This window comes from Amycolatopsis iheyensis (genome assembly GCF_024703995.1).
Classification (GTDB): domain Bacteria; phylum Actinomycetota; class Actinomycetes; order Mycobacteriales; family Pseudonocardiaceae; genus Amycolatopsis; species Amycolatopsis iheyensis.
This window is the reverse complement of record NZ_JAMXQV010000006.1, coordinates 223,111-241,635: the sequence shown is the minus strand read 5'-3', so window position 1 is coordinate 241,635 and position 18,525 is coordinate 223,111. Positions and strand designations below refer to the sequence as shown.

18 protein-coding genes are annotated in these 18,525 nt (G+C 71.7%); 9 read left to right on the top strand and 9 right to left on the bottom strand.

Annotated elements, in window-relative coordinates:
* The first annotated feature begins 60 nt into the window (after positions 1-60).
* Positions 61-2,949: a helix-turn-helix transcriptional regulator gene (locus M8542_RS13595; protein ID WP_257920478.1), complete on the top strand. Its 2,889-nt coding sequence runs from the start codon at positions 61-63 to the stop codon at positions 2,947-2,949.
* On the opposite strand, the gene M8542_RS13590 is transcribed toward M8542_RS13595, so the two are convergent.
* Positions 2,943-3,878: a pentapeptide repeat-containing protein gene (locus M8542_RS13590; protein WP_257920477.1), complete on the bottom strand. Its 936-nt coding sequence runs from the start codon at positions 3,876-3,878 to the stop codon at positions 2,943-2,945. The genes M8542_RS13595 and M8542_RS13590 overlap by 7 nt on opposite strands.
* Positions 3,879-3,931: 53 nt before the next feature.
* Here M8542_RS13590 and M8542_RS13585 point away from each other — a divergent pair, with 53 nt between their 5' ends.
* Entirely contained in the window at positions 3,932-4,537 is a 606-nt protein-coding gene (locus M8542_RS13585) for a TetR/AcrR family transcriptional regulator (RefSeq protein WP_257920476.1), read from the top strand.
* 21 nt (positions 4,538-4,558) lie between these two features.
* Here the strand turns inward: M8542_RS13585 and M8542_RS13580 are convergent, their stop codons facing one another.
* Entirely contained in the window at positions 4,559-5,116 is a 558-nt protein-coding gene (locus M8542_RS13580; protein ID WP_257920475.1) for a YceI family protein, read from the bottom strand.
* Positions 5,117-5,222: 106 nt separating this feature from the next.
* Here M8542_RS13580 and M8542_RS13575 point away from each other — a divergent pair, with 106 nt between their 5' ends.
* The 4 genes from M8542_RS13575 to M8542_RS13560 are packed head-to-tail and all read left to right on the top strand — an operon-like array spanning position 5,223 to position 8,087.
* Positions 5,223-5,699: a MarR family winged helix-turn-helix transcriptional regulator gene (locus M8542_RS13575; protein WP_257920474.1), complete on the top strand. Its 477-nt coding sequence runs from the start codon at positions 5,223-5,225 to the stop codon at positions 5,697-5,699.
* Between the two features lie 7 nt (positions 5,700-5,706).
* The gene (locus M8542_RS13570; RefSeq protein ID WP_257920473.1) at positions 5,707-6,690 is read left to right on the top strand and encodes a glutathione S-transferase family protein; all 984 of its coding nucleotides are present in this window, start codon (positions 5,707-5,709) and stop codon (positions 6,688-6,690) included.
* A gap of 22 nt (positions 6,691-6,712) precedes the next feature.
* A complete protein-coding gene (locus M8542_RS13565) occupies positions 6,713-7,471 on the top strand; it encodes an SDR family NAD(P)-dependent oxidoreductase (protein WP_257920472.1) in 759 nt (252 codons plus the stop codon).
* A gap of 37 nt (positions 7,472-7,508) precedes the next feature.
* Positions 7,509-8,087, top strand: a complete 579-nt coding sequence (locus tag M8542_RS13560; RefSeq protein ID WP_257920471.1) for an RNA polymerase sigma factor — start codon at positions 7,509-7,511, stop codon at positions 8,085-8,087.
* On the opposite strand, the gene M8542_RS13555 is transcribed toward M8542_RS13560, so the two are convergent.
* The gene (locus tag M8542_RS13555; protein ID WP_276586409.1) at positions 8,084-8,584 is read right to left on the bottom strand and encodes an LmrA/YxaF family transcription factor; all 501 of its coding nucleotides are present in this window, start codon (positions 8,582-8,584) and stop codon (positions 8,084-8,086) included. The two genes, M8542_RS13560 and M8542_RS13555, sit on opposite strands and share 4 nt — an antisense overlap.
* Entirely contained in the window at positions 8,517-9,170 is a 654-nt protein-coding gene (locus tag M8542_RS13550; RefSeq protein WP_257920470.1) for a GNAT family N-acetyltransferase, read from the bottom strand. Before M8542_RS13550 ends, M8542_RS13555 begins: the two co-directional genes overlap by 68 nt.
* A 254-nt stretch (positions 9,171-9,424) precedes the next feature.
* On the opposite strand from M8542_RS13550, the gene rox reads away from it, so the two are divergent.
* From rox to M8542_RS13535, 3 genes are all read left to right on the top strand, one after another.
* On the top strand, positions 9,425-10,849 hold the full coding sequence (gene rox, locus M8542_RS13545; protein WP_257920469.1) for a rifampin monooxygenase: 1,425 nt from the start codon (positions 9,425-9,427) through the stop codon (positions 10,847-10,849).
* Between the two features lie 28 nt (positions 10,850-10,877).
* Positions 10,878-13,037: an RNA polymerase recycling motor ATPase HelR gene (gene helR, locus M8542_RS13540; protein WP_257920468.1), complete on the top strand. Its 2,160-nt coding sequence runs from the start codon at positions 10,878-10,880 to the stop codon at positions 13,035-13,037.
* 70 nt (positions 13,038-13,107) lie between these two features.
* Positions 13,108-13,707, top strand: a complete 600-nt coding sequence (locus tag M8542_RS13535) for a hypothetical protein (protein ID WP_257920467.1) — start codon at positions 13,108-13,110, stop codon at positions 13,705-13,707.
* Position 13,708: 1 nt separating this feature from the next.
* Here M8542_RS13535 and M8542_RS13530 read toward each other — a convergent pair whose 3' ends face one another.
* The 5 genes from M8542_RS13530 to M8542_RS13510 all read right to left on the bottom strand — a co-directional run bounded on the left by M8542_RS13530 (position 13,709) and on the right by M8542_RS13510 (position 18,485).
* Positions 13,709-13,897, bottom strand: coding sequence for a hypothetical protein (locus M8542_RS13530; RefSeq protein WP_257920466.1), 189 nt, complete (start codon positions 13,895-13,897; stop codon positions 13,709-13,711).
* A 109-nt stretch (positions 13,898-14,006) separates the two neighbouring features.
* Positions 14,007-15,698: a chaperonin GroEL gene (gene groL / locus M8542_RS13525; RefSeq protein WP_257920465.1), complete on the bottom strand. Its 1,692-nt coding sequence runs from the start codon at positions 15,696-15,698 to the stop codon at positions 14,007-14,009.
* Between the two features lie 11 nt (positions 15,699-15,709).
* Positions 15,710-16,735, bottom strand: coding sequence for an NAD(P)-dependent alcohol dehydrogenase (locus M8542_RS13520; protein WP_257920464.1), 1,026 nt, complete (start codon positions 16,733-16,735; stop codon positions 15,710-15,712).
* Positions 16,732-17,451, bottom strand: a complete 720-nt coding sequence (locus M8542_RS13515) for an iron-sulfur cluster assembly protein (protein WP_257920463.1) — start codon at positions 17,449-17,451, stop codon at positions 16,732-16,734. Before M8542_RS13515 ends, M8542_RS13520 begins: the two co-directional genes overlap by 4 nt.
* The gene (locus M8542_RS13510) at positions 17,448-18,485 is read right to left on the bottom strand and encodes an amidohydrolase family protein (RefSeq protein ID WP_257920462.1); all 1,038 of its coding nucleotides are present in this window, start codon (positions 18,483-18,485) and stop codon (positions 17,448-17,450) included. Before M8542_RS13510 ends, M8542_RS13515 begins: the two co-directional genes overlap by 4 nt.
* Positions 18,486-18,525: the final 40 nt, after the last annotated feature.

Below are 18,525 nucleotides of genomic sequence, written 5' to 3'. Positions count from 1 at the left end.
TCACGGCGTCGGTAATTCGACCTACGCTCGTCGGCCGCCCGGCCGGATATAGTGACCGCGATGGGCATCCGTTCGACGCGCCTGATCGGGCGCGACTGGGAGCTCGGCGCGCTGTCCCAGGCTCTGGAGAAGGCCCGCACCGACCACGGTGGGGCCTTCTTCCTTGTCGGCGAGGGCGGGATCGGAAAGTCCCGCCTCGCCGCCGACATCGCCGCGCGGGCACTGGCGACCGGGCTCCCGGTGCTGCGCGGACGGGCCAGCTCGATCGGCCCGATGGTGCCGTTCCGGCCGCTGGCCGAGGCGCTGCTCTCCCACTTCCGCGGCGGCCACCCGCCCGCGGCGCCCGAGCTCGACCCCCTGGTCCCGGTGCTCGCCCGGCTCGTGCCCGACTGGTACCGCGGCGACCGCCCGCACGACAACGGCAACCTGCTCGTCCTCGCCGAGGCGGTGTTCCGGCTGCTGTCGGTCGCCGGCCGCGAGACCGGCTGCCTGATCGTGCTGGAGGACCTGCACAACGCCGACGCGGAAACCCTGTTCATCGTCGAGTACCTCGTCGACAACCTGGCCTCCAGCCGGGTCATGCTGATCGGCACCCTGCGCAACGAGCCCGGCGAGGCGCTGCGGCTCGCGACCGCGGCTTCGCAGCGCTCGGCCAGCCACACCTTCGAACTGACCCGGCTCGACGCCGAGCGCACCCGCGAGTTCGCCGCCGCCTGCCTGGAGACCGAACCGGCGGCGGTGCCCTCACCCGTCGCGAACCTGTTGTGGCAGAACAGCGAGGGCGTGCCGTTCGTCGTCGAAGAGCTGCTGCACGGCATGGTCAGCGACGGCCTGCTCGTCGGCGGCGCGCACGGCTGGCAGGTCGTCGGGGAGCTGCAGGCCCGCGTGCCGGAGGCCCTGATCAGCAGCATCGCCGCCCGGGTCGACGCGCTCGGCACGGACGGCGAGACGCTGCTTTCCGTGGCCGCCGTGCTGGGCCGGCGGTTCCCGCTGTCGGTCGTGCAGGCGGTCACCGACATGGACGATCGCATGCTGCACAACCACATCAGCGCGAGCGTCGCCGCGCACCTGGTCACCACCGACGAGACCACGCCCGGCTGGTACGCCTTCCGCCACCCGCTCACCGCCGAGGCGCTGCTGGCCCGGCTCGTGCCCTCGACGAAGGCGAACCTGGCGCGCCGGGCCGCGGACGCCGTCGAGCTGCTGCACCCCGGCCTGCCCGGCGAACTGTGCGCGCTGGCCGCTGCCCTGCGGCTGACGGCGATGGACCACCCGGGCGCCGCGCGGCTGTTCGCCGACGCCGGCCGCCGTGCCCTCGACGGCGGCGCGGCCGACACGGCGGTGACGATGCTGACCCGCGCCGTCGAGCTGATGGGCACGGCGAGCCCCGACGACCGCGCCGACGCGCTGGAGTCGCTGCTGCACGCGCTCGGGCAGACCGGGCAGTTCGACCGGGCCGTCGAGTTTTCCGCCCGCTTCGCCGAAATCGGGCGCCTGGAGCGGGCGGTCGACCTGCACATCCAGCTGGCGTGGGCGGCCTACATCGGCGGCCGGCACGACGAGTGCCTCAACCAGATCGAACAGGCCCGCGCGCCGCTCGGCGGCGAGATGACCGAAGAGCAGAAGGCCGGCCTCGACGCCGTCGAAGCAACGCTGTGGCTGGACATCCCGGGCCCGGCGCACACCGAACGCGCGCGCGAGCTGGCCGAGCAGGCGTGGCAGGTGGCCGAGCGCGCCGGCGTCCCGTTCGTTTCGTGCCAGGCGCTGCAGGTGCTCGGGATGGTGGCGCTGGAGACCGACCTGGCGGAGGCCGAGCGGTACCTGCAGCTGGCCCGGCGGCTGGCCGAACGCCACCAGCTGACCCACCTGCGCACCCAGGTCCTGGTCCGTCTCGGCGGGCACCGGATGCTCGCAGAGGGCGACGTCCGCACGTTCGACCTGGCCCGCGCCGAAGCCCAGCGCACCGGCGCCATCACGCTGACGTGCGCGGTCGACGCGAGCCGCGCGGTGCACGCGGTGATGCGCGGCGAGTTCGCCCACGCCGAGAAGATCCTCGACGAAAACCTCGCGGTGCTCGGCCGGCTCCGGCTGGTCGCGCTGCTGCAGTACACGCACATGACGCGGGCGATGGTGGCCGCCCACCAGGCCGACCGGCCGCGGATGGAGCGCGCGCTGGAGGACTTCCGCGCCGAAGGCGGCACCAGCGCGCAGGAGCTGGTGCTGAGCGTCGGGCTGGCGCAGGTGTTCTGCTCGCTGCTGGAGGAGGACGCCGAACGCGCCCGCCGCGAACTGGCGCAGGTCCTGGCCCTGGAGGAACGTCAGCCGAGCCGTTTCCACCTCGCGGGTCAGCACGGCTTGCGGCTGCTGGCCGAGGCGCTCGACGGCGCGGCCCGCCCGGACCGCCCCCCGGCGGCGGTGAGCGGTATGCGCTGGAACCGCCAGTTCGTCCTGCTCGGCGACGCGGTCCACCACGGCCGCGCGGGCGCCCCGGACCTCGCGGACGAAGCGGTGGCGGCGGCGATCGAGGCGGCGGCCCCGTTCCCGGTGAGCAGGCACCTGGGCCTGCGCATGGTGGCGGAAGCCGCGGCGGCCGACGGCTGGGGCGACCCGGTGACGTGGCTGAAGGAGGCCGAGGAGTTCTTCCACCAGGCCGACGTGACGGCGGTGGCGAGCGCCTGCCGCGGCCTGCTGCGCAAGATCGGCGCCCCGGTCGGCCAGCGCCGCACGGGCTCGGACCGCCTGCCGGCCGGGCTGCGCTCGGCCGGGGTGACGGTTCGCGAGTACGAGGTGCTGCAGCTGCTGGCGGACAACATGGGCAACAAGGACATCGCCCGCCGCCTGCACATCTCCCCGCGGACGGTGGAGAAGCACGTGGCCAGCCTGATGGCGAAGTCGAACCTGCAGAACCGCAGCGCACTGACCGAATACGCCCGCAACGCACCTCACTGACCGGCGCGCACCTCCGCCCACTCCCCCGGCCTGCACGCACGAACCGGGCCAAGCGACCACCCCATGGGCCACTTACGGCGCAGGTGGACGTCGGTGCGAGCACTCGCCCCCGCGAACCGGAACCGTTCGGCCGCGGCCCCGGTGAAGTCGGCATGCCCGCCGAACCGCGCGCCACCGAAGAACGCCTCGTCGAAACGGGCGTCGCGGAACGACGTCCGGCCGGCGAAGCCCGCGCCCGCGAACGAGGTGTCGGCGAACCGGATCTCGTCGAAGTCGGTGCGGGCCGAGAAGCGTGCTCCGTCGAACCACGTCTCGCCGTCCGTGCGCGCGCCGGTGAACGCCGCCGTCCCGGTGAACGTGGTCGTCCCGAAGTCGGCGCCCGTCTCGAACCGCGTGCCGCGGAAGTACGCGTGCCGTGCGAACCGGCAACCCCTGAAGCTTGCCAGCCCGGTGCACACCGCGCCGTCGAAGCGGGCGTCGCCGAAGAAGTACACGTCGTGGAAGATCGCGTTGCGGACCACGCAGCCCCGCAGGTCGGCGCCGATCAGCGAAACCGACCGGGGGTGGAGGTCGATCTCCGGCCAGAACCGCGGCGACGCCGGGCGCAGGCGCGCCAGCAACAGCGGCCAGAGCTCGGCCGGCCAGGTGCCGGTCTCGCGCCACCCGTGCTCGAGCTCGACGAACAACCGGTCGACGAAGTCCTGGCGCGCCGACGGGTCCCGGTCCGCGAGCTCGGCGAACTCACGCAGCCCGGCCAGCCGGGTCGCGCGCTCCTCGGCGTAGGTCTTCCGTTCGGTCTCGGAGCCGGCGAACCCGGGTGCGGGGCTCACTTCGGCCGGCCGGGCCCGGCGCGCGAGCAGCCACGCCGTGACCGCACCCGAGACCGCGGCGACCAGCGCCAGGACCGGGAACGGCGCGAGCGTGGACATGCCGGGATTGTCCCGTCCGGCCCGCCCCGGCGACACCGGTTTAATGTGGACCTGTGAGTCCAAAGCTGACCGCCAAGGGCGCCGCGACCCGGCAGCGGATCATCGAAGGCGCCGCGGCGGAGATCCGTGAGCGCGGCGTCGCCGTCACGACGCTCGACGACGTCCGGGCGCGGACCGGGACCAGCAAGAGCCAGCTCTTCCACTACTTCCCCGAAGGCAAGGAAGCGCTGCTGCTCGCCGTCGCGGAGTTCGAAGCCGGCCAGGTCCTCGCGGTGCAGCAGCCGCAGCTGGGTGAGCTGGATTCCTGGGCTGCGTGGCGGCGCTGGCGCGACACGGTCGTCTCGCACTACCGGACGCGCGGCCAGTTCTGCCCGCTCAACGTCCTGATCTCCCAGCTCGGCCGGGCGACGCCGGGCGCGCAGAAAGTGGTGAGCCAAATGCTGCGGCGCTGGCAGGACGAGATCACCGCGGGCATCCGCCGGATGCAGGAGGCCGGCGAGGTGGCCGCGGACCTCGACGCCGGACGCACCGCCGCCGCCCTGCTGGCGGGCCTGCAGGGCGGCGTGGTGGTGATGCTCTCGACCGGCCGCGTCGATCACCTCGAAGCGGCGCTCGACGTCGGGATCGAGAACCTGCGGGCGAGCGGGAACCGGGGCTGACCCCGGCTCCCGCTCCCGAAGTCAGGCGTTCTTGATCGCGGAGATCTCGAACTCGAGGGTGACCTTGTCGCTCACCAGCACGCCGCCCGTCTCGAGCGCGGCGTTCCAGGTGATGCCGTAGTCCTTGCGGCTGACCGTGGTGGAGCCCTCGAAGCCGATCCGGTCGTTGCCGAACGGGTCCTTGGCGGAGCCCTCGAACTCGAACGGGATGCTGACCGAACGGGTGACGTCCTTGATCGTCAGGTCGCCGGTCACGTCGAACGAGGTCTCGCCGGTCTGCTTGATCTCGGTCGAGGTGAAGGTGATCTGCGGGTACTCGTCCATCGACAGGAAGTCGTTGCTCTTCAGGTGACCGTCGCGGTCGGCGTTGCGGGTGTCGATGCTGTGGGCCTGGATCGTGACCTGGACCGAGGACTTCTCCGGGGCGTCCCCGTCGATCGTCGCGGCGCCGGTGAACTCGTTGAAGCTGCCGCGCACCTTGGTCACCATGGCGTGCCGGGCGACGAACCCGATCCGCGAGTGGGCGGCGTCCAGGGTGTACTCACCGGTCAGCTGGGGGTAGGTGGTCGCGCTGGTCATGCTGGTTTCTCTCCTCTAGGTGGCGACCCCCAGTGGTTGAGGGCTCAACGACACTGTACTCATTTTGACTGGTTGCGCAAGCAAGCTTTCGCCTACACTCGCCGGTATGGGTGAACTGTCCGCGCTCGACCCCGACGAAGCCCCGTTCTGGCGATCCCTGATGCGGATCACGACCGCGCTGCCCCGAGCCCTGGAAGACCAGTTCCTGCCCGAGACCGGCCTCGCGATCACCGACTACGGAGTGCTGGTCGCGCTGTCCGAAGCGCCCGACCACCTGCTCCGCATCTCGGCGCTGGCCACGACCACCGGGCTGTCGCTGAGCCGGATCAGCCGGGTCGTCGACGACCTCACCCGCCGTGGCCTGGTCGAGAAGCGCAAGTGCGCCGAAGACGGGCGCGCCTCCAACGCCGTGCTGACCGCCGCCGGATTGGCCAGACTGGAGGCGGCCTACCCGGGCCACCTCGCCCGCGTGCGGGCTTCGGTGTTCGACCACCTGAGCGCCGAGGACATCCGCACCGCCGGGCCGGTGCTGGCCCGGCTGGCCGCCGCCCTGGACGCCACTCCCCCGACCGACGACTGCTGAGGAGCCCATGAGCGACAACGGCGAGTACAAGCGGGACCTGAACTACATCCCGGACCGGATCACCGCCGACGGCCGCGACGGCTGGCCGGTCGAGCCCGGCCGCTACCGGCTGGTCGTCGCCCGCGCGTGCCCGTGGGCGAACCGCGCGGTGATCGTGCGGCGGCTGCTCGGGCTCGAACCGGTGCTGTCGATGGGCATCGCCGGGCCGGTGCACGACGAGCGGAGCTGGAGCTTCGACCTGGACCCCGGCGGCAAGGACCCGGTGCTCGGCATCGAGCGCCTGCAGGAGGCGTTCTTCAAGCGCGACCCCGAGTACCCGCGCGGCATCACGGTGCCGGCGTTCGTCGACGTCCCGAGCGGCCAGGTCGTCACCAACGACTTCGCGCAGATGACGCTGGACATGTCCACCGAGTGGACCGCCCACCACCGTGACGGCGCGCCCGAGCTGTACCCGGACCGGCTGCGCGACGAGATCGACGACGTCGCCCAGAAGGTGTTCACCGACGTCAACAACGCGGTCTACCAGTGCGGGTTCGCCCGCTCCCAGGAGGCGTACGAGCACTCGTACACCAAGCTGTTCTCGCGTCTCGACTGGCTGTCCGAGCGGCTCGCGACCCAGCGCTACCTGGTCGGCGACACGATCACCGAGGCCGACGTCCGGCTGTTCACCACGCTCGTCCGGTTCGACGCGGTCTACCACGGCCACTTCAAGTGCAACCGGCAGAAGCTGACCGAGCTGCCGGTGCTGTGGGCCTACACCCGCGACCTGTTCCAGACGCCCGGGTTCGGCGACACGATCGACTTCCCGCAGATCAAGGAGCACTACTACGTGGTGCACAAGAACGTGAACCCGACCGGGATCGTGCCGCTCGGGCCGGACGTGTCGGGCTGGCCGACCCCGCACGGCCGCGAAGAGCTGGGCGGCCGCCCGTTCGGCGACGGCACCCCGCCGGGCCCGCCGCCCGCCGACGAGCAGGTGCCCGCGCTCTAGGTTCCGGGCTACGGTGATCGCCATGGAACGCCTGCGCGACCGCCGGGTCCTGGTCACCGGTGCCGGCTCCGGCATCGGCCGGGCCACCACCCTCCGCCTGCTGGAGGAAGGGGCGCAGGTCGTCGCCGCCGACGTCAAGGGGCTCGACGACCTGCCCGGCTCGGTGCCGCTCACGATGGACGTGGCCGACGAGGACTCGGTGGCCACCGGCGTCGCCTCGGCGATCGACACCCTCGGCGGCCTCGACGTCCTGGTCAATGCGGCCGGCATCCTGCTGGCGTCGCACACCCACGAGACGTCATTGGAGCTGTGGAACCGGGTGCTGGCGGTCAACCTGACCGGCACGTTCCTGGTGACCCGCGCGGCCTTGCCGGCGCTGCTGGCGTCGGAGCACGGCGTGGTGGTCAACTTCAGCTCGACGTCGGCGTCGTTCGCCCACCCGTACATGGCGGCCTACTGCGCGAGCAAGGGCGGCATCCAGGCGTTCACGCACTCCCTGGCGCTGGAGTACAGCAAGCAGGGACTGCGCGCGGTGAGCATCGCGCCGGGCAGCGTGAAGAGCGGCATCACCGACTCGGCGGCGAGCTGGCTGCCGCGGGACGTGGACTTCTCGCTGTTCGGCCGGCTGCTGCCGATCCTCCCGACGGACCACACGACGGAGGTGGGCAACCCGGTGGCGGGCCCGGAGACGGTGGCGGGCGTGGTGGCGATGCTGGCCTCGGACGACGGCAAGTTCATCACGGGCACGGAAATCCGCATCGACGGCGGCACGCACACCTAGGACTAAACCCCCGGGCCCGGTCGCGCGTGGACGGACCGTGATCACACCCGCTCCGAACGACCACGACGTCGCCTTCCAGGCGTTGTTCGCGCGGCACTTCGGCGAGCTGACCCGGCTGGCGCGCCTGCTCGGCGCGGGCGACCCCGAGGACGTCGCGCACGAAGCCTTCCTCCGGCTCCGCGCCCGGGACCGAGCAGCCTGCCGCCTTCGCGCGACCGTCGTGCGCCTGTCCCGGAAACGCCGGATCCGCGCGACGGGCGCGGGACTCGACGCACTCCCCCGGCGGCAGCGCGAGGTCCTCGTGCTGCGGTACGGGCTGGACCTCGGCACGCCCGAAATCGCCGAGGCCCTCGGTCGCTCGCCGGCGACCGTCGAGACGGTGATCCGCCGCGGGCTCCAGCGGCTGGAGGTGGAATCCCGGCCGCCTGCCGAACGACCCCTGCGGCGCGTCGCGATGGTGGCCGCACCCGTCGTGGCGGCGCTGGTGGTGGCGACGAGCGTGCTCGCCGCGACTCAGCTGATCGCGCCGGGCCCGCAGGTCGCGGCCACGTCGAGCATTCCGGCCACGACCACCCCGGCGTCGCCCGGGGTCAGCTCGCCGCCCGCGAGCCGCTAACCGACCGCGCCGTCGAGCAGGGGGCGCAGCTCCGCCACCACGGTCTCCAGCGGCGCCACGTCCTGGTGCGCCCGCGCGAGGACGATCGCGCCCTCCAGCGCGCTGAGCATGAGCACCGCCAGCGACGCGCTGCGGGCCGCGGGCACCCCGAGGTCCTCGAGCGTCGTCGCCACCGGGCGCTGCCAGCCCTCGAACGCCTTGCCGACAGCTTCCCTCAGGCTGTCGCTGGTGGCCACCGTGTCGGCGACCGTCGCCACCAGCGGGCAGCCCGCGTCGAACCCCTGCGTCGTGAACTCGTCGCGCCACTGGGCGGCCATCGCCTCGAACAGCTTGCCGGGCGTCGGGTCCTCGAGCTTGGCCGCGACGCGCGCCACGCGGCGGGCGGCATAGTCACCCGCCCACGCGACAGCTTCGGCGATCAGCTGGTCCTTACCGCCGGGGAAGTAGTGCTGCAGCGACCCCCGCGGGGCTTCGGCGTGCGCGACCACGTCCCGCATGCCGGTCGCCCCGACACCGTGGATCCGCACCAGCTGCGCGGCGCTGAGCACCATCCGCTCGCGTGGTGTCCGGGTCATCGGCGGCCTCCTTCATGACGTCCGTCATGGTAGCCCAGCCGGGGACGACGAGCGCGAAGTCCCGCTCGCCGCGTTCGTAGCTGGGCACCGGCCGGAACCCCTGGCGCAGCAACAACGTTTCGGCGCCGGTGTTACCGGCCCGCACGGTCGCCCGCACCGTCCAGCCCGGCCACCGCCCGGACGCCCACAGCCACCGGGTCAGCGCGCTCGCGATCCCCTGCCGCTGCCACGGATCGGCGACGAGGACGCCGATCTCGGCCTCCCCCGGAGCCGGGGCGACGAAGTTGAGGAGACCGACCGGGCGGCCGTCCCGGACGGCGAGCAACGCGGGCTCACCGGCGAGCAGGAACCGCTGGTAGCGCCGGAAGACGTCGGCCGGCTCGGCCGGGCCGCCCATCAGGAACCGCCGCCGGAGGCTCTCCGGCGAGCAGGCCGCGACCAGCGCGGCCACGCACTCCCGGTCGGCCGGGCGGTCGCCCAGCTCCCGGATTTCCATGACAGCCGTCATAGTCCCATCAGAGCACAGTGCGACCGGAAGCACACTATGACAGCCGTCATAGATCACCGGCGCGACGTACGCCATCAGGTGGTAGGAAAGGCTGGATCAGGGAAGACGCCCTGGAGACCGGAGGGAGGAAAACCACTCCCCTCCATGTCTAACGTATAGCGCACCCCTGGGCTTGCGGCAAGACCCCCCTCGTGCCGCACAATCGTCGGCCGAAGCCACAACCTGCGCAAACGCGGGAATCGAAGGGGGTCTTTTTGATCGACGTGATCATCGCCGGCGGCGGGCCGACGGGCGTGCTGCTGGCGAGCGAGCTGCGCTTGCACGGCGTCGAGGTCGTCGTGCTGGAGAAGCTCGCCGAGCCGAGCCGGATCGTCAAGGCGCTGGGCCTGCACGCCCGCAGCATCGAGGTGCTGGACCAGCGCGGGCTGGTGGAGCCCTACTTCGAGCTCGGCAAGAAGTTCCCGGTCGGCGGGTTCGCCGCCATCCCGGCGCCGATCCCGGAGCGGCTCGACACCACGCACCCGTACTCCCTCGGCATCCCGCAGACCACCGTCGAGCGGCTGCTGACCGAGCACGCCCTCAAGTCCGGTGCCGAGCTCCGCCGGGCCCGCGAGCTGACCGGCCTGACCCAGGACGACGAGGGAGTCACCGCGCAGCTGGCCGACGGCACGAGCCTGCGTGCCCGCTGGCTGGTCGGCTGCGACGGCGGCCGCAGCACGGTCCGCAAGCTGCTCGGCATCGGGTTCCCCGGCGAACCCGCCCGGCGGCAGTGGCTGCTGGGCGAGGTGCAGCTGTCGGCGTCACCCGAAGAAGTGAATTCCGTGATGACGAGGGTCCGCGAGACGCTCAAGACGTTCGGCGCAATGCCGCTCGAAGACGGGGGCTACCGCCTGCTCACGCCCGCTCGGGAAGTGTCCGAAGACCGCTCCGCCCCGCCCACGCTGGAGGAGCTGAAGGACGCGGTGCACGCGGTCGCCGGGACCGACTTCGGCGTCCACTCCCCGAGCTGGCTCTCCGGCTTCACCGACGCCACCAGGCTGGCCGACCGCTACCGCGACGGCCGGGTGCTGCTCGCCGGCGACGCGGTGCACATCCACCCGCCGATGGGCGGGCAGGGCCTCAACCTGGGCATGCAGGACGCGGTCAACCTGGGCTGGAAGCTGGCCGCCGAGATCCGCGGGTGGGCCCCGGCCGGGCTGCTCGACAGCTACGAGGCGGAACGGCGGCCGGTGGCCGCCGCGGTGCTCGACAACACCCGCGCGCAGGCCGAGCTGCTGTCGCTGGAACCCGGCCCGCAGGCCGTGCGGCGGCTGCTCGCCGAGCTCATGCGGTTCGAAGAGGTGACCCGCTACCTGATCGAGAAGGTCACCGCGACCGGGATCCGCTACGACTTCGGCGAGGGGCCGGAGCTGCTGGGCCGGCGTCTGCCGGACACGACGCTCGAGCAGGGGCGGCTCTTCGAGCTGATGCACGAGGGCCGCGGCCTCCTGCTCGACCGCACCGGCCGGCTCTCGGCCGCGGGCTGGGCCGACCGGGTCGACCACGTCGTCGACGTCGTCGCCGACCCGGACGTGCCCGGGGCCCTGCTGCGGCCGGACGGCCACGTCGTCTGGGTCGGCGACGACGACGCGGGCCTGCCCGGCGCGCTGCGCAAGTGGTTCGGCGCCCCCACCGCCTGAAACTGTTGTAGGACAACGAAGAGGGACTGTGACAGACCAGGGGTACGAAGAAGAACTGCGGTCCGAACGCGACTACGTCGCCGGGCTGTACACGCGGCTCGACGCCGAGCGCGCGCGGGTCAAGGCCGAGTACGAGGCGGCGCTGGGCGGCAACGGCGTCGGCGCGATGGAGCGGGACGTCGGCGTGCGGTCGCTCGGCCGGCAGGTCAAGCGGCTGGACGTCGTCGACAACGGGTTGTGCTTCGGGCGGCTGGACGCGGTGTCGGGCGAGCGGTCCTACATCGGCCGGATCGGCCTGTTCGACGAGGAAAACGACTACCGGCCGGTGCTGCTCGACTGGCGGGCGCCGGCGGCCCGGCCGTTCTACACCGCCACCGGCGCGAACCCGGAGGACATGCACCGGCGGCGCCAGTTCCACACCCGGGGACGCCGGGTGCTCGGCTTCACCGACGAGGATCTCGGCCGTCCTGGCGGGGACGCGCAAGGCGACGCGGCGCTGCTCGCGGCCGTCAACGCGCCGCGTGGTGAGGGGATGCGCGACATCGTCGCGACGATCCAGGCCGAGCAGGACGAGATCATCCGGCTCGACCACCCGGGCGTGCTGGTGATCGAAGGCGGGCCGGGCACCGGGAAGACGGTGGTGGCGCTGCACCGCGTCGCCTACCTGCTCTACACCCAGCGGGAGCGGATGGAACGCCACGGCGCGCTGGTCGTCGGGCCGAACCCGGCGTTCCTGGACCACATCGGCCGCGTCCTGCCCTCGCTCGGCGAGACCGACGTCGTGTTCACCACCACCGGCGACCTCGTGCCGGGGCTGCACGTCACGGCCGAGGACGTCCCGGAAGTCGCGCGGCGCAAGGGATCCCTGAAGATCCTCGACGTGCTGAAGGCCGCGGTCGCCGACCGGCAGCGGCTGCCCGCCGAGCCGGTGCCGATCGCGCTCAAGGACGTCACCGTGCGGATCGACGCCGAGACCGCGGAGTGGGCGCGGCAGGAGGCGCGCGACAGCGGGCTGCCGCACAACGAAGCACGCGCGAAGTTCGTCGAGATCGTCACCTACGTGCTCACCGAGCGCGCGCTGGGCCGGATCGGCAAGGGCTGGCTGAGCCGCGACGACCGCGACGAATGGGAGAGCATGCGGAAGGGCCTGCTCGAAGACCTCGCCGTCGACGAGAAGTTCACCGCGACGATCGACGAGCTCTGGCCGAAGCTGACCCCGGAGGGCCTGTTGTCCTCGTTCTACGCGTCCGCGCCAGCGGATTCGGGGTTGTTCCGGGCCCGGGGTGACGCCTGGACGGTGTCGGACGTGCCGCTGCTCGACGAGCTGGCCGACCTGCTGGGGCAGGACAAGACGGCGGAGAAGGCGGCCGACGCCGCGGCCGCGCGGGCGCGGCAGGCCGAGGCCGAGTACGCCGAGGGCGTCTTCCAGACGATGAAGCTGGACCGGGAGGAGATGGACGAGGACGTGCTGCTCTCGGCCGAGAACCTGCTCTACGCCGAGGACCTGGCCGAGCGGTTCGAGGAGGCCGACACCCGCAGCCTCGTCGAGCGGGCCTCGGCGGACCGGGACTGGACCTATCGGCACGTCGTGGTCGACGAGGCCCAGGAACTGTCCGAAATGGACTGGCGGGTGCTGATGCGCCGGTGCCCGGGCCGGTCGTTCACGGTGGTGGGCGACCTCGCCCAGCGCCGTTCGGCGGCCGGGGCGCGGTCGTGGGGCGCGATGCTGAAGCCGTACGTGGCCGGCCGGTGGGTCTACCGGTCGCTGACGGTGAACTACCGCACGCCGGCTGAGATCATGGCCGTCGCGGCGGCGGTGCTCGCCGAGTTCGCGCCGGAGGTCAAGCCCCCGGATTCGGTGCGTGCGTGCGGCGTCCGGCCGTGGTCCCGGCTGGTCGTCCCGGACGAGCTGACCTCGGCGGTCGAGGAGTTCGTCCGGGAGGAGGCCGGCCGGGAGGGCACCAGCATCGTGATCGGCCCACCCGGCGTGCCGGGCACCGTCCCGGCGTCGGAGACGAAGGGGCTGGAGTTCGACGCCGTCCTGGTGGTGGACCCGGCGGCGATCCTCGCCGACAGCCCGGCCGATCTGTACGTGGCGCTCACCCGGGCGACGCAGCGGCTCGGCGTGCTGCACGAGGGTCCGCTGCCGGCGGCGTTGGGCGGACTGGCGGAGGTGGTCCGGAGCTAGGCGGTTCGCGGGTGGGGAGCGCGGGTACGTTGCTCCTCGCCCGCGCTCCCCCACCGCGAAAGGCGACCCGATGCAGCTCTACGCCGAACGGCCGATCCGCCGCACCGCCCAGCTCGTCAGCGACCTGCTCGCCCTGTTGGTCGTGGTGCTCGCGGCCTGGCTCGGCACGTCGGTGTACGACCAGGTGCTGAAGCTGCGCGCCCCCGGCGACGGCCTGGTCGACGCGGGCACCGGGTTGCGCGGGACGTTCGACGGAGCGGCGAACTCGGCGGGCGGCATCCCGCTGGTCGGCGACGCGCTCGCGAAGGCGTTGCACGGCGGCTCGGCCGTGGGCACCAAGCTCGTCGACTCGGGCCGCTGGCAGATCGAAGCGGTGGAGAACCTCGCGTGGTGGCTGGCGGCGATCATCATCGCGCTGCCGGTGCTGACGCTGGTGGTGACGTGGTTGCCCCTGCGCTGGAACTTCACCCGCCGCGCTTCGGCGGCCGCGCGGCTGCGGGCGATGGGAGACGAAGGCCTCGACTTGCTGGCGCTGCGGGCATTGGCGACGCAGCCGCTCCGGCGCCTGGCCGCGGTCGGCGACCCGGCCACCGGCTGGCGGCAGCGGGACCGGGAGATCATCGGGAAGCTGGCCGACCGCGAGCTGGCCCGCCACGGCCTGGTCCGCTGACTCAGCGCGGCCCTTGCCGCCGGCCGACCGAGCGGCCGATGAAGAACCCGAGCAGCAGGCCCACCACCAGGCCGATGGCGATGAAGAAGATCACCGTCGCCGCGGCGATCTTGCCCACCGTGCCCAGGAAGCCCTTCGCTTCGAACTCCCCGACCGTGGCCAGCGTCTGCGCGAGAACGTAGTGCGTCATGATCACCAGCGTGACACCCCGGCGGGCCGGGCGCAGCGCAAGAGGGTCCCCCCACCGGGGCTCAGGACTCCGGTGAGGGGACCTCCGTTCCCCGTGAGCCGGGCGGTACTCAGCCCACGGAGGGGCCCATCCCGAGGGACTGCGGCGTGCTCGCGTCCGGCGAAGGCTGGTGCAGGCCCTCGTCCAGCGGGCCGAACTCCGTCATCAGCGCAGGACTGCCGCCCCACGGGGTCTGCTCCTCCGCGATCAGCGAGTTCGTCGTCAGCAGCAGGCCCGCCACCGACGCGCCGTTCTGCACCGCCGAGCGGCACACCCGCAGCGGGTCGACCACACCCATCGCCACCATGTCGCCGTAGCGGTCGTGCAGGGCGTCGAAGCCCTCGTCGGCGCCCAGCTCGCGGGTGCGCGCCACGATCTCGTGCGCCGGGTGGCCCGCGTTGTGCGCGATCAGGAACGCCGGCTCCGCCAAGGCGCGTCGCACGATCTCGACGCCGATCGCCTGATCACCCGAAAGGCCCAGGTTCTCCAGGGCCTTCTCCGCGTGCAGCAGGGCCGCTCCCCCGCCCGCCACGATGCCTTCCGCCATCGCCGCCCGGGTCGCCGACAACGCGTCCTCGACCCGGTGCTGCAGCTCCTTCAGCTCCGCCGGCGTGGCCGCGCCGACGCGCACCACCGCGACCTTCCCGGTCAACGCGCCGATCCGTTCGGTCAGCACGTCTTCGTCGACGCCGAACTGCGCGCGCTCCAGCTCCGCGCGCAGCTGGCCGACCCGGAAGTCCACCGCGGACGACGAGCCCGCGCCGCCGACGATCGTCGTGCGGTTCTCGGTCACCCGGACCTGCTTGGCCCGGCCGAGCTGCTCGAGGGTCATCGTCTCCATCGTGAACCCGGAGTGCCGCGAAAGCACCGCGCCGCCGACGATCGCGGCCAGGTCCTCCAGCTTGTGCAGCCGCCGGTCGCCGAAGCCGGGCGCGCGGATCGCGACCGACTGGAACGTGCCGTTCATGTGGTTGTGCACCAGCATGGACAGCGCCGTGCCCTCGACCGTCTCGCCGATCACGACCAACGGCCGCGGCGCGCGCATCACCTTGTCCAGCAACGGCATCAGCTGCTGCACCTTGGTGATCTTCTCCGCGCACATCAGGATGTAGGGGTCGTCGAGCACGGCTTCCAGCCGGCCCGCGTCGGTGACCAGGTAGGGCGAGAGGTAGCCGTTGTCGAACTCGAACCCTTCGACGAACTCGACGCTCATCCCGATCGACGGCGACTCCTCGACCGTCACCACGCCGCCGTCGCCGACGGTGTGCAGGGCCTTCGCGATCACGGAGCCGACCGCTTCGTCGTCGTTGGCGGAGATCGCCGCGACCCGCGCGTAGTCCTCTTCGGACACCACCGGGTGCGCCTGCTTCTCCAGGTGCGCCACCAGCAGCCCGACGGCGTGGTCGATGCCCCGCTTGACGAGCACCGGGTTGCCACCGCCCGCGATCGCCCGCATGCCTTCGTGGACGATCGCCTGAGCGAGGACGGTGGCCGTGGTGGTGCCGTCGCCGACGACGTCGTTGGTCTTGATCGCCGCTTCCTTGACCAGCTGCGCGCCCATGTTCTCGAACTGGTTCTTCAGGTGGATCTCGCGCGCGATGGTGACGCCGTCGTTGGTGACCACCGGCGAGCCGGTGATCTTCTCGATGATCACGTTGCGGCCCTTCGGGCCCAACGTGGACTTGACCGCCTCGGCCAGCTTGTCCACACCCGCCAGCAGCAGGTCGCGGGCGTCCGAGCCGAACCGCAGTTCCTTCGCCATGTTTCCTGCTCCTAAGGGGTGAGGATGGCCCGACCGCGCACGCGACCGGCGTCGAGGTCGGCCAGTGCGTCGAGAGCCGCGTCCAGCGGGTACTTCTTCGTGTGGAGCGTGACCTTCCCGGCCTGCGCGAGCACCATCAGCTCCACCAGGTCGTTGTACGTGCCGACCAGGTTGCCGACGACGTTGCGCTCGGTGGAGATGATGTCGATCGTCGGGATGTCGATGTTGCTGCCGTAGCCGATCACGAAGTGCGACCCGGCCCGCCGGGTCATCGCGAACGCGTCCTGCTGGGCGCCCTGCTCGGCGACGAAGTCGAGCACGACCTCCGCGCCGTTGCCGCCGGTCAGGTCGAGCACGGCGTCGACCTGCTTGCCGTCGCCCAGCACCGTCTCGTCGGCGCCCAGCTCGGCCGCCAGCTTCAGCGCGTCGGCATTGCGGTCGACCACGATCACGCGGGCCGCGGTCAGCGCCTTGAGCGACTGGATGCCGATGTGCCCGAGGCCGCCGGCGCCGTTGACGACGCAGGTGGTGCCCGGGTACAGCTGCGGCACGGCCTTGCGCACCGCGTGGTAGGCGGTGATGCCCGCGTCCGCGAGCGCGGCGACGTCTTCCGGTTGGGTCGACGGGTCGAGCTTGATGCACGCCCGCGCCGACGTCAGCAGGTATTCGGCCATGCCACCGTCGGAGTCGATGCCCGGGAAGCTCCCGTTCGGGCAGTGCATGTCGTCACCCGCGCGGCAGGCGTGGCAAAGCCCGCACGTCGGTGTGGGGTGCAGGATGACCGTGTCGCCGACCTCCACATTGGACACCGCCGGGCCGACCTCGTGCACCCAGCCGGCGTTCTCGTGGCCGATCGTGTAAGGCAACGCGACGCCGGACTTCTCGGCCCACTGCTCTTCGATGATGTGCAGGTCGGTGCGGCACACGCCGGCGCCGCCGATCTTGACCACGACGTCGAAGGGCCCGGTGGCGCGCGGCTCCGGCACTTCTTCGATCACCGGTTGCTGGTGGTACTTCTGCAGCCGCACGGCCTTCATCCCGTGCCCTCCTCTTCACTGGTCAGGGAGTACCGCGCGCGCAACATGCCGCGGCACACCCCGGAGTTGGCCTCCATGCTCGTGCGGGTCAGCCGCGCGAACGCGAGGTGGCGTTTCGCGTCGGCCGGGGCCACCGCTTCGCCGGTGGCCGGGTCGAGCAGCAACGGATCGCCGTCCTCGGCGGGCAGGCCCAGCTCACGACGCCGGGCGCGCAGCCGCTCGAGGTCGGGGCTCGGCGGGACGTCGCCGAGGGTCAGCGCCCGCGGGTCGCGGCCGTTCAGGGAGCGGCAGACGCGGTCGGTGCCCGCCAGCACCGCCTTGCGGACGAAGTCGCCGCGCAGCGTGTCCAGTTCGTCGACGGCCTCGCCTTCGAAGGACGCGACGAACCCCTGCCGGGCCGCCACCCCGCGGTTGATGACGTCGGAGGCGAAGTGGTCGTCGAGCCGGATGTCGAGCCCGGTCAGGCCCGGCACCCCGGCGACGGCGTCGTAGGCGTCCGCGACCATCAGGAACGCGAAGTTGGGCGCGCAGAAGTAGGTCGGCAACCGCAGCCGGATGACGGCGTGGCCCGCCGCGCTCACCTCGCAGCGGGCCACGAAACCCAGGTCGGTGAGGGGTTCGTCCAGTTCGGGATCCCGGACGGTGCCCAGCGCCGACCACACTGTCGCGTGGTCGGCATGGCCGGCGCGGGCACCACGCTCGTCGAGTGCCGTCACGGGTTCGGCACGCCGACGGGCTCGACGTCCTTCGGGTCGGCGAGCTTCAGCTCGGCCGGCACGTCGATGTCGTACAGCCGGGCCGCGTTCAGCCCGAGGATCTTCTTCTTCTGGTCGACGGTGAGCGGCGGGAAGTCCGACAGCTCGTCGTCACCCGGCATGTTCCAGTCGACGAAGCCCTCGACCTGCCACTTGGGCTCCCAGATGGCGTAGTCCGCGCCGAAGATCAGCTTGTCCTCGCCGAGCCAGAACATCAGCTCGCCCATGACCTTCGCGAAGAACTTCGGCCGGGCGTGCATCAGGCCGCCGACGACCACGGCGAGCCCCGCGTAGACGTTCCGCTCCTGGGTGGCCATGAAGCAGAAGTCCTCGATGCGCGGCAGGCCGACGTGCTCGACGATGAAGTTCAGGCCCTGGAAGTTCGTCGCCACGTGGTCCACATCGGACACGTCGAAGGCGTCCTTGTCCAGCGGCCAGATCGTCGGTCCCTTGTGGACGTGGACGTTCTTGACGCCCAGCTCCTCGCACTTCTCGAGGAACCGAGCCGCCTCCGGGTCCTTGAGGCTCCAGCCGCGGGAGTCCCCACGCCACTCGGCAGTGTAGAGCTTGACACCCTTGCAGCCGTACCGCTTGACGCGTTCCTCGAGCGCCTTCAGGCCTTCGTCGCCTTCACGCGGGTCGAAGGTGGTGTTCACGAGGAACTTCCCGGGGTGCTTCTCGGCCAGCGCCGCGTCGGCTTCGGTCGTGTTGAAGCCGTTCTTGTACCACTGCCGCAGGTTCGTCGGCTGGAAGATGGCGGTGTCGACGTGCCCGACCTCGAACAGGTCGTGCATCATCAGCTCTTCCGAGTACTTCTGGAACCGGTCGATCGGCCAGTGCGTCTCCTTCGGGCCGAGGCCCTGGTAGGCGTGGAAGCACTCGATCCAGCCCTTGGCGTATTCCTCCTGGCCCTTGACCCAGTTGTCCGGGCTCGCGTCCCAGAAGTGGGTGTGGGCGTCCACCACGAAATACTTTTCGCCGTCTTTTTCGTACATCGGTGATCCTTCCTGAGCGGATCGAGTGCTTCCTTGCTGT

Coding starts and splice junctions, on each gene's coding strand:
- M8542_RS13565 (WP_257920472.1), top strand. CDS start 6,713: ATGGAACGCCTGCGCGACCGCCGGGTCCTGGTCACCGGTGCCGGCTCC.
- M8542_RS13580 (WP_257920475.1), bottom strand. CDS start 5,116: ATGACCAGCGCGACCACCTACCCCCAGCTGACCGGTGAGTACACCCTG.
- M8542_RS13595 (WP_257920478.1), top strand. CDS start 61: ATGGGCATCCGTTCGACGCGCCTGATCGGGCGCGACTGGGAGCTCGGC.
- M8542_RS13570 (WP_257920473.1), top strand. CDS start 5,707: ATGAGCGACAACGGCGAGTACAAGCGGGACCTGAACTACATCCCGGAC.
- M8542_RS13590 (WP_257920477.1), bottom strand. CDS start 3,878: ATGTCCACGCTCGCGCCGTTCCCGGTCCTGGCGCTGGTCGCCGCGGTC.
- M8542_RS13555 (WP_276586409.1), bottom strand. CDS start 8,584: ATGCGGGACGTGGTCGCGCACGCCGAAGCCCCGCGGGGGTCGCTGCAG.
- groL (WP_257920465.1), bottom strand. CDS start 15,698: ATGGCGAAGGAACTGCGGTTCGGCTCGGACGCCCGCGACCTGCTGCTG.
- M8542_RS13575 (WP_257920474.1), top strand. CDS start 5,223: ATGGGTGAACTGTCCGCGCTCGACCCCGACGAAGCCCCGTTCTGGCGA.
- M8542_RS13550 (WP_257920470.1), bottom strand. CDS start 9,170: ATGACGGCTGTCATGGAAATCCGGGAGCTGGGCGACCGCCCGGCCGAC.
- M8542_RS13510 (WP_257920462.1), bottom strand. CDS start 18,485: ATGTACGAAAAAGACGGCGAAAAGTATTTCGTGGTGGACGCCCACACC.
- M8542_RS13535 (WP_257920467.1), top strand. CDS start 13,108: ATGCAGCTCTACGCCGAACGGCCGATCCGCCGCACCGCCCAGCTCGTC.
- M8542_RS13530 (WP_257920466.1), bottom strand. CDS start 13,897: ATGACGCACTACGTTCTCGCGCAGACGCTGGCCACGGTCGGGGAGTTC.
- M8542_RS13520 (WP_257920464.1), bottom strand. CDS start 16,735: ATGAAGGCCGTGCGGCTGCAGAAGTACCACCAGCAACCGGTGATCGAA.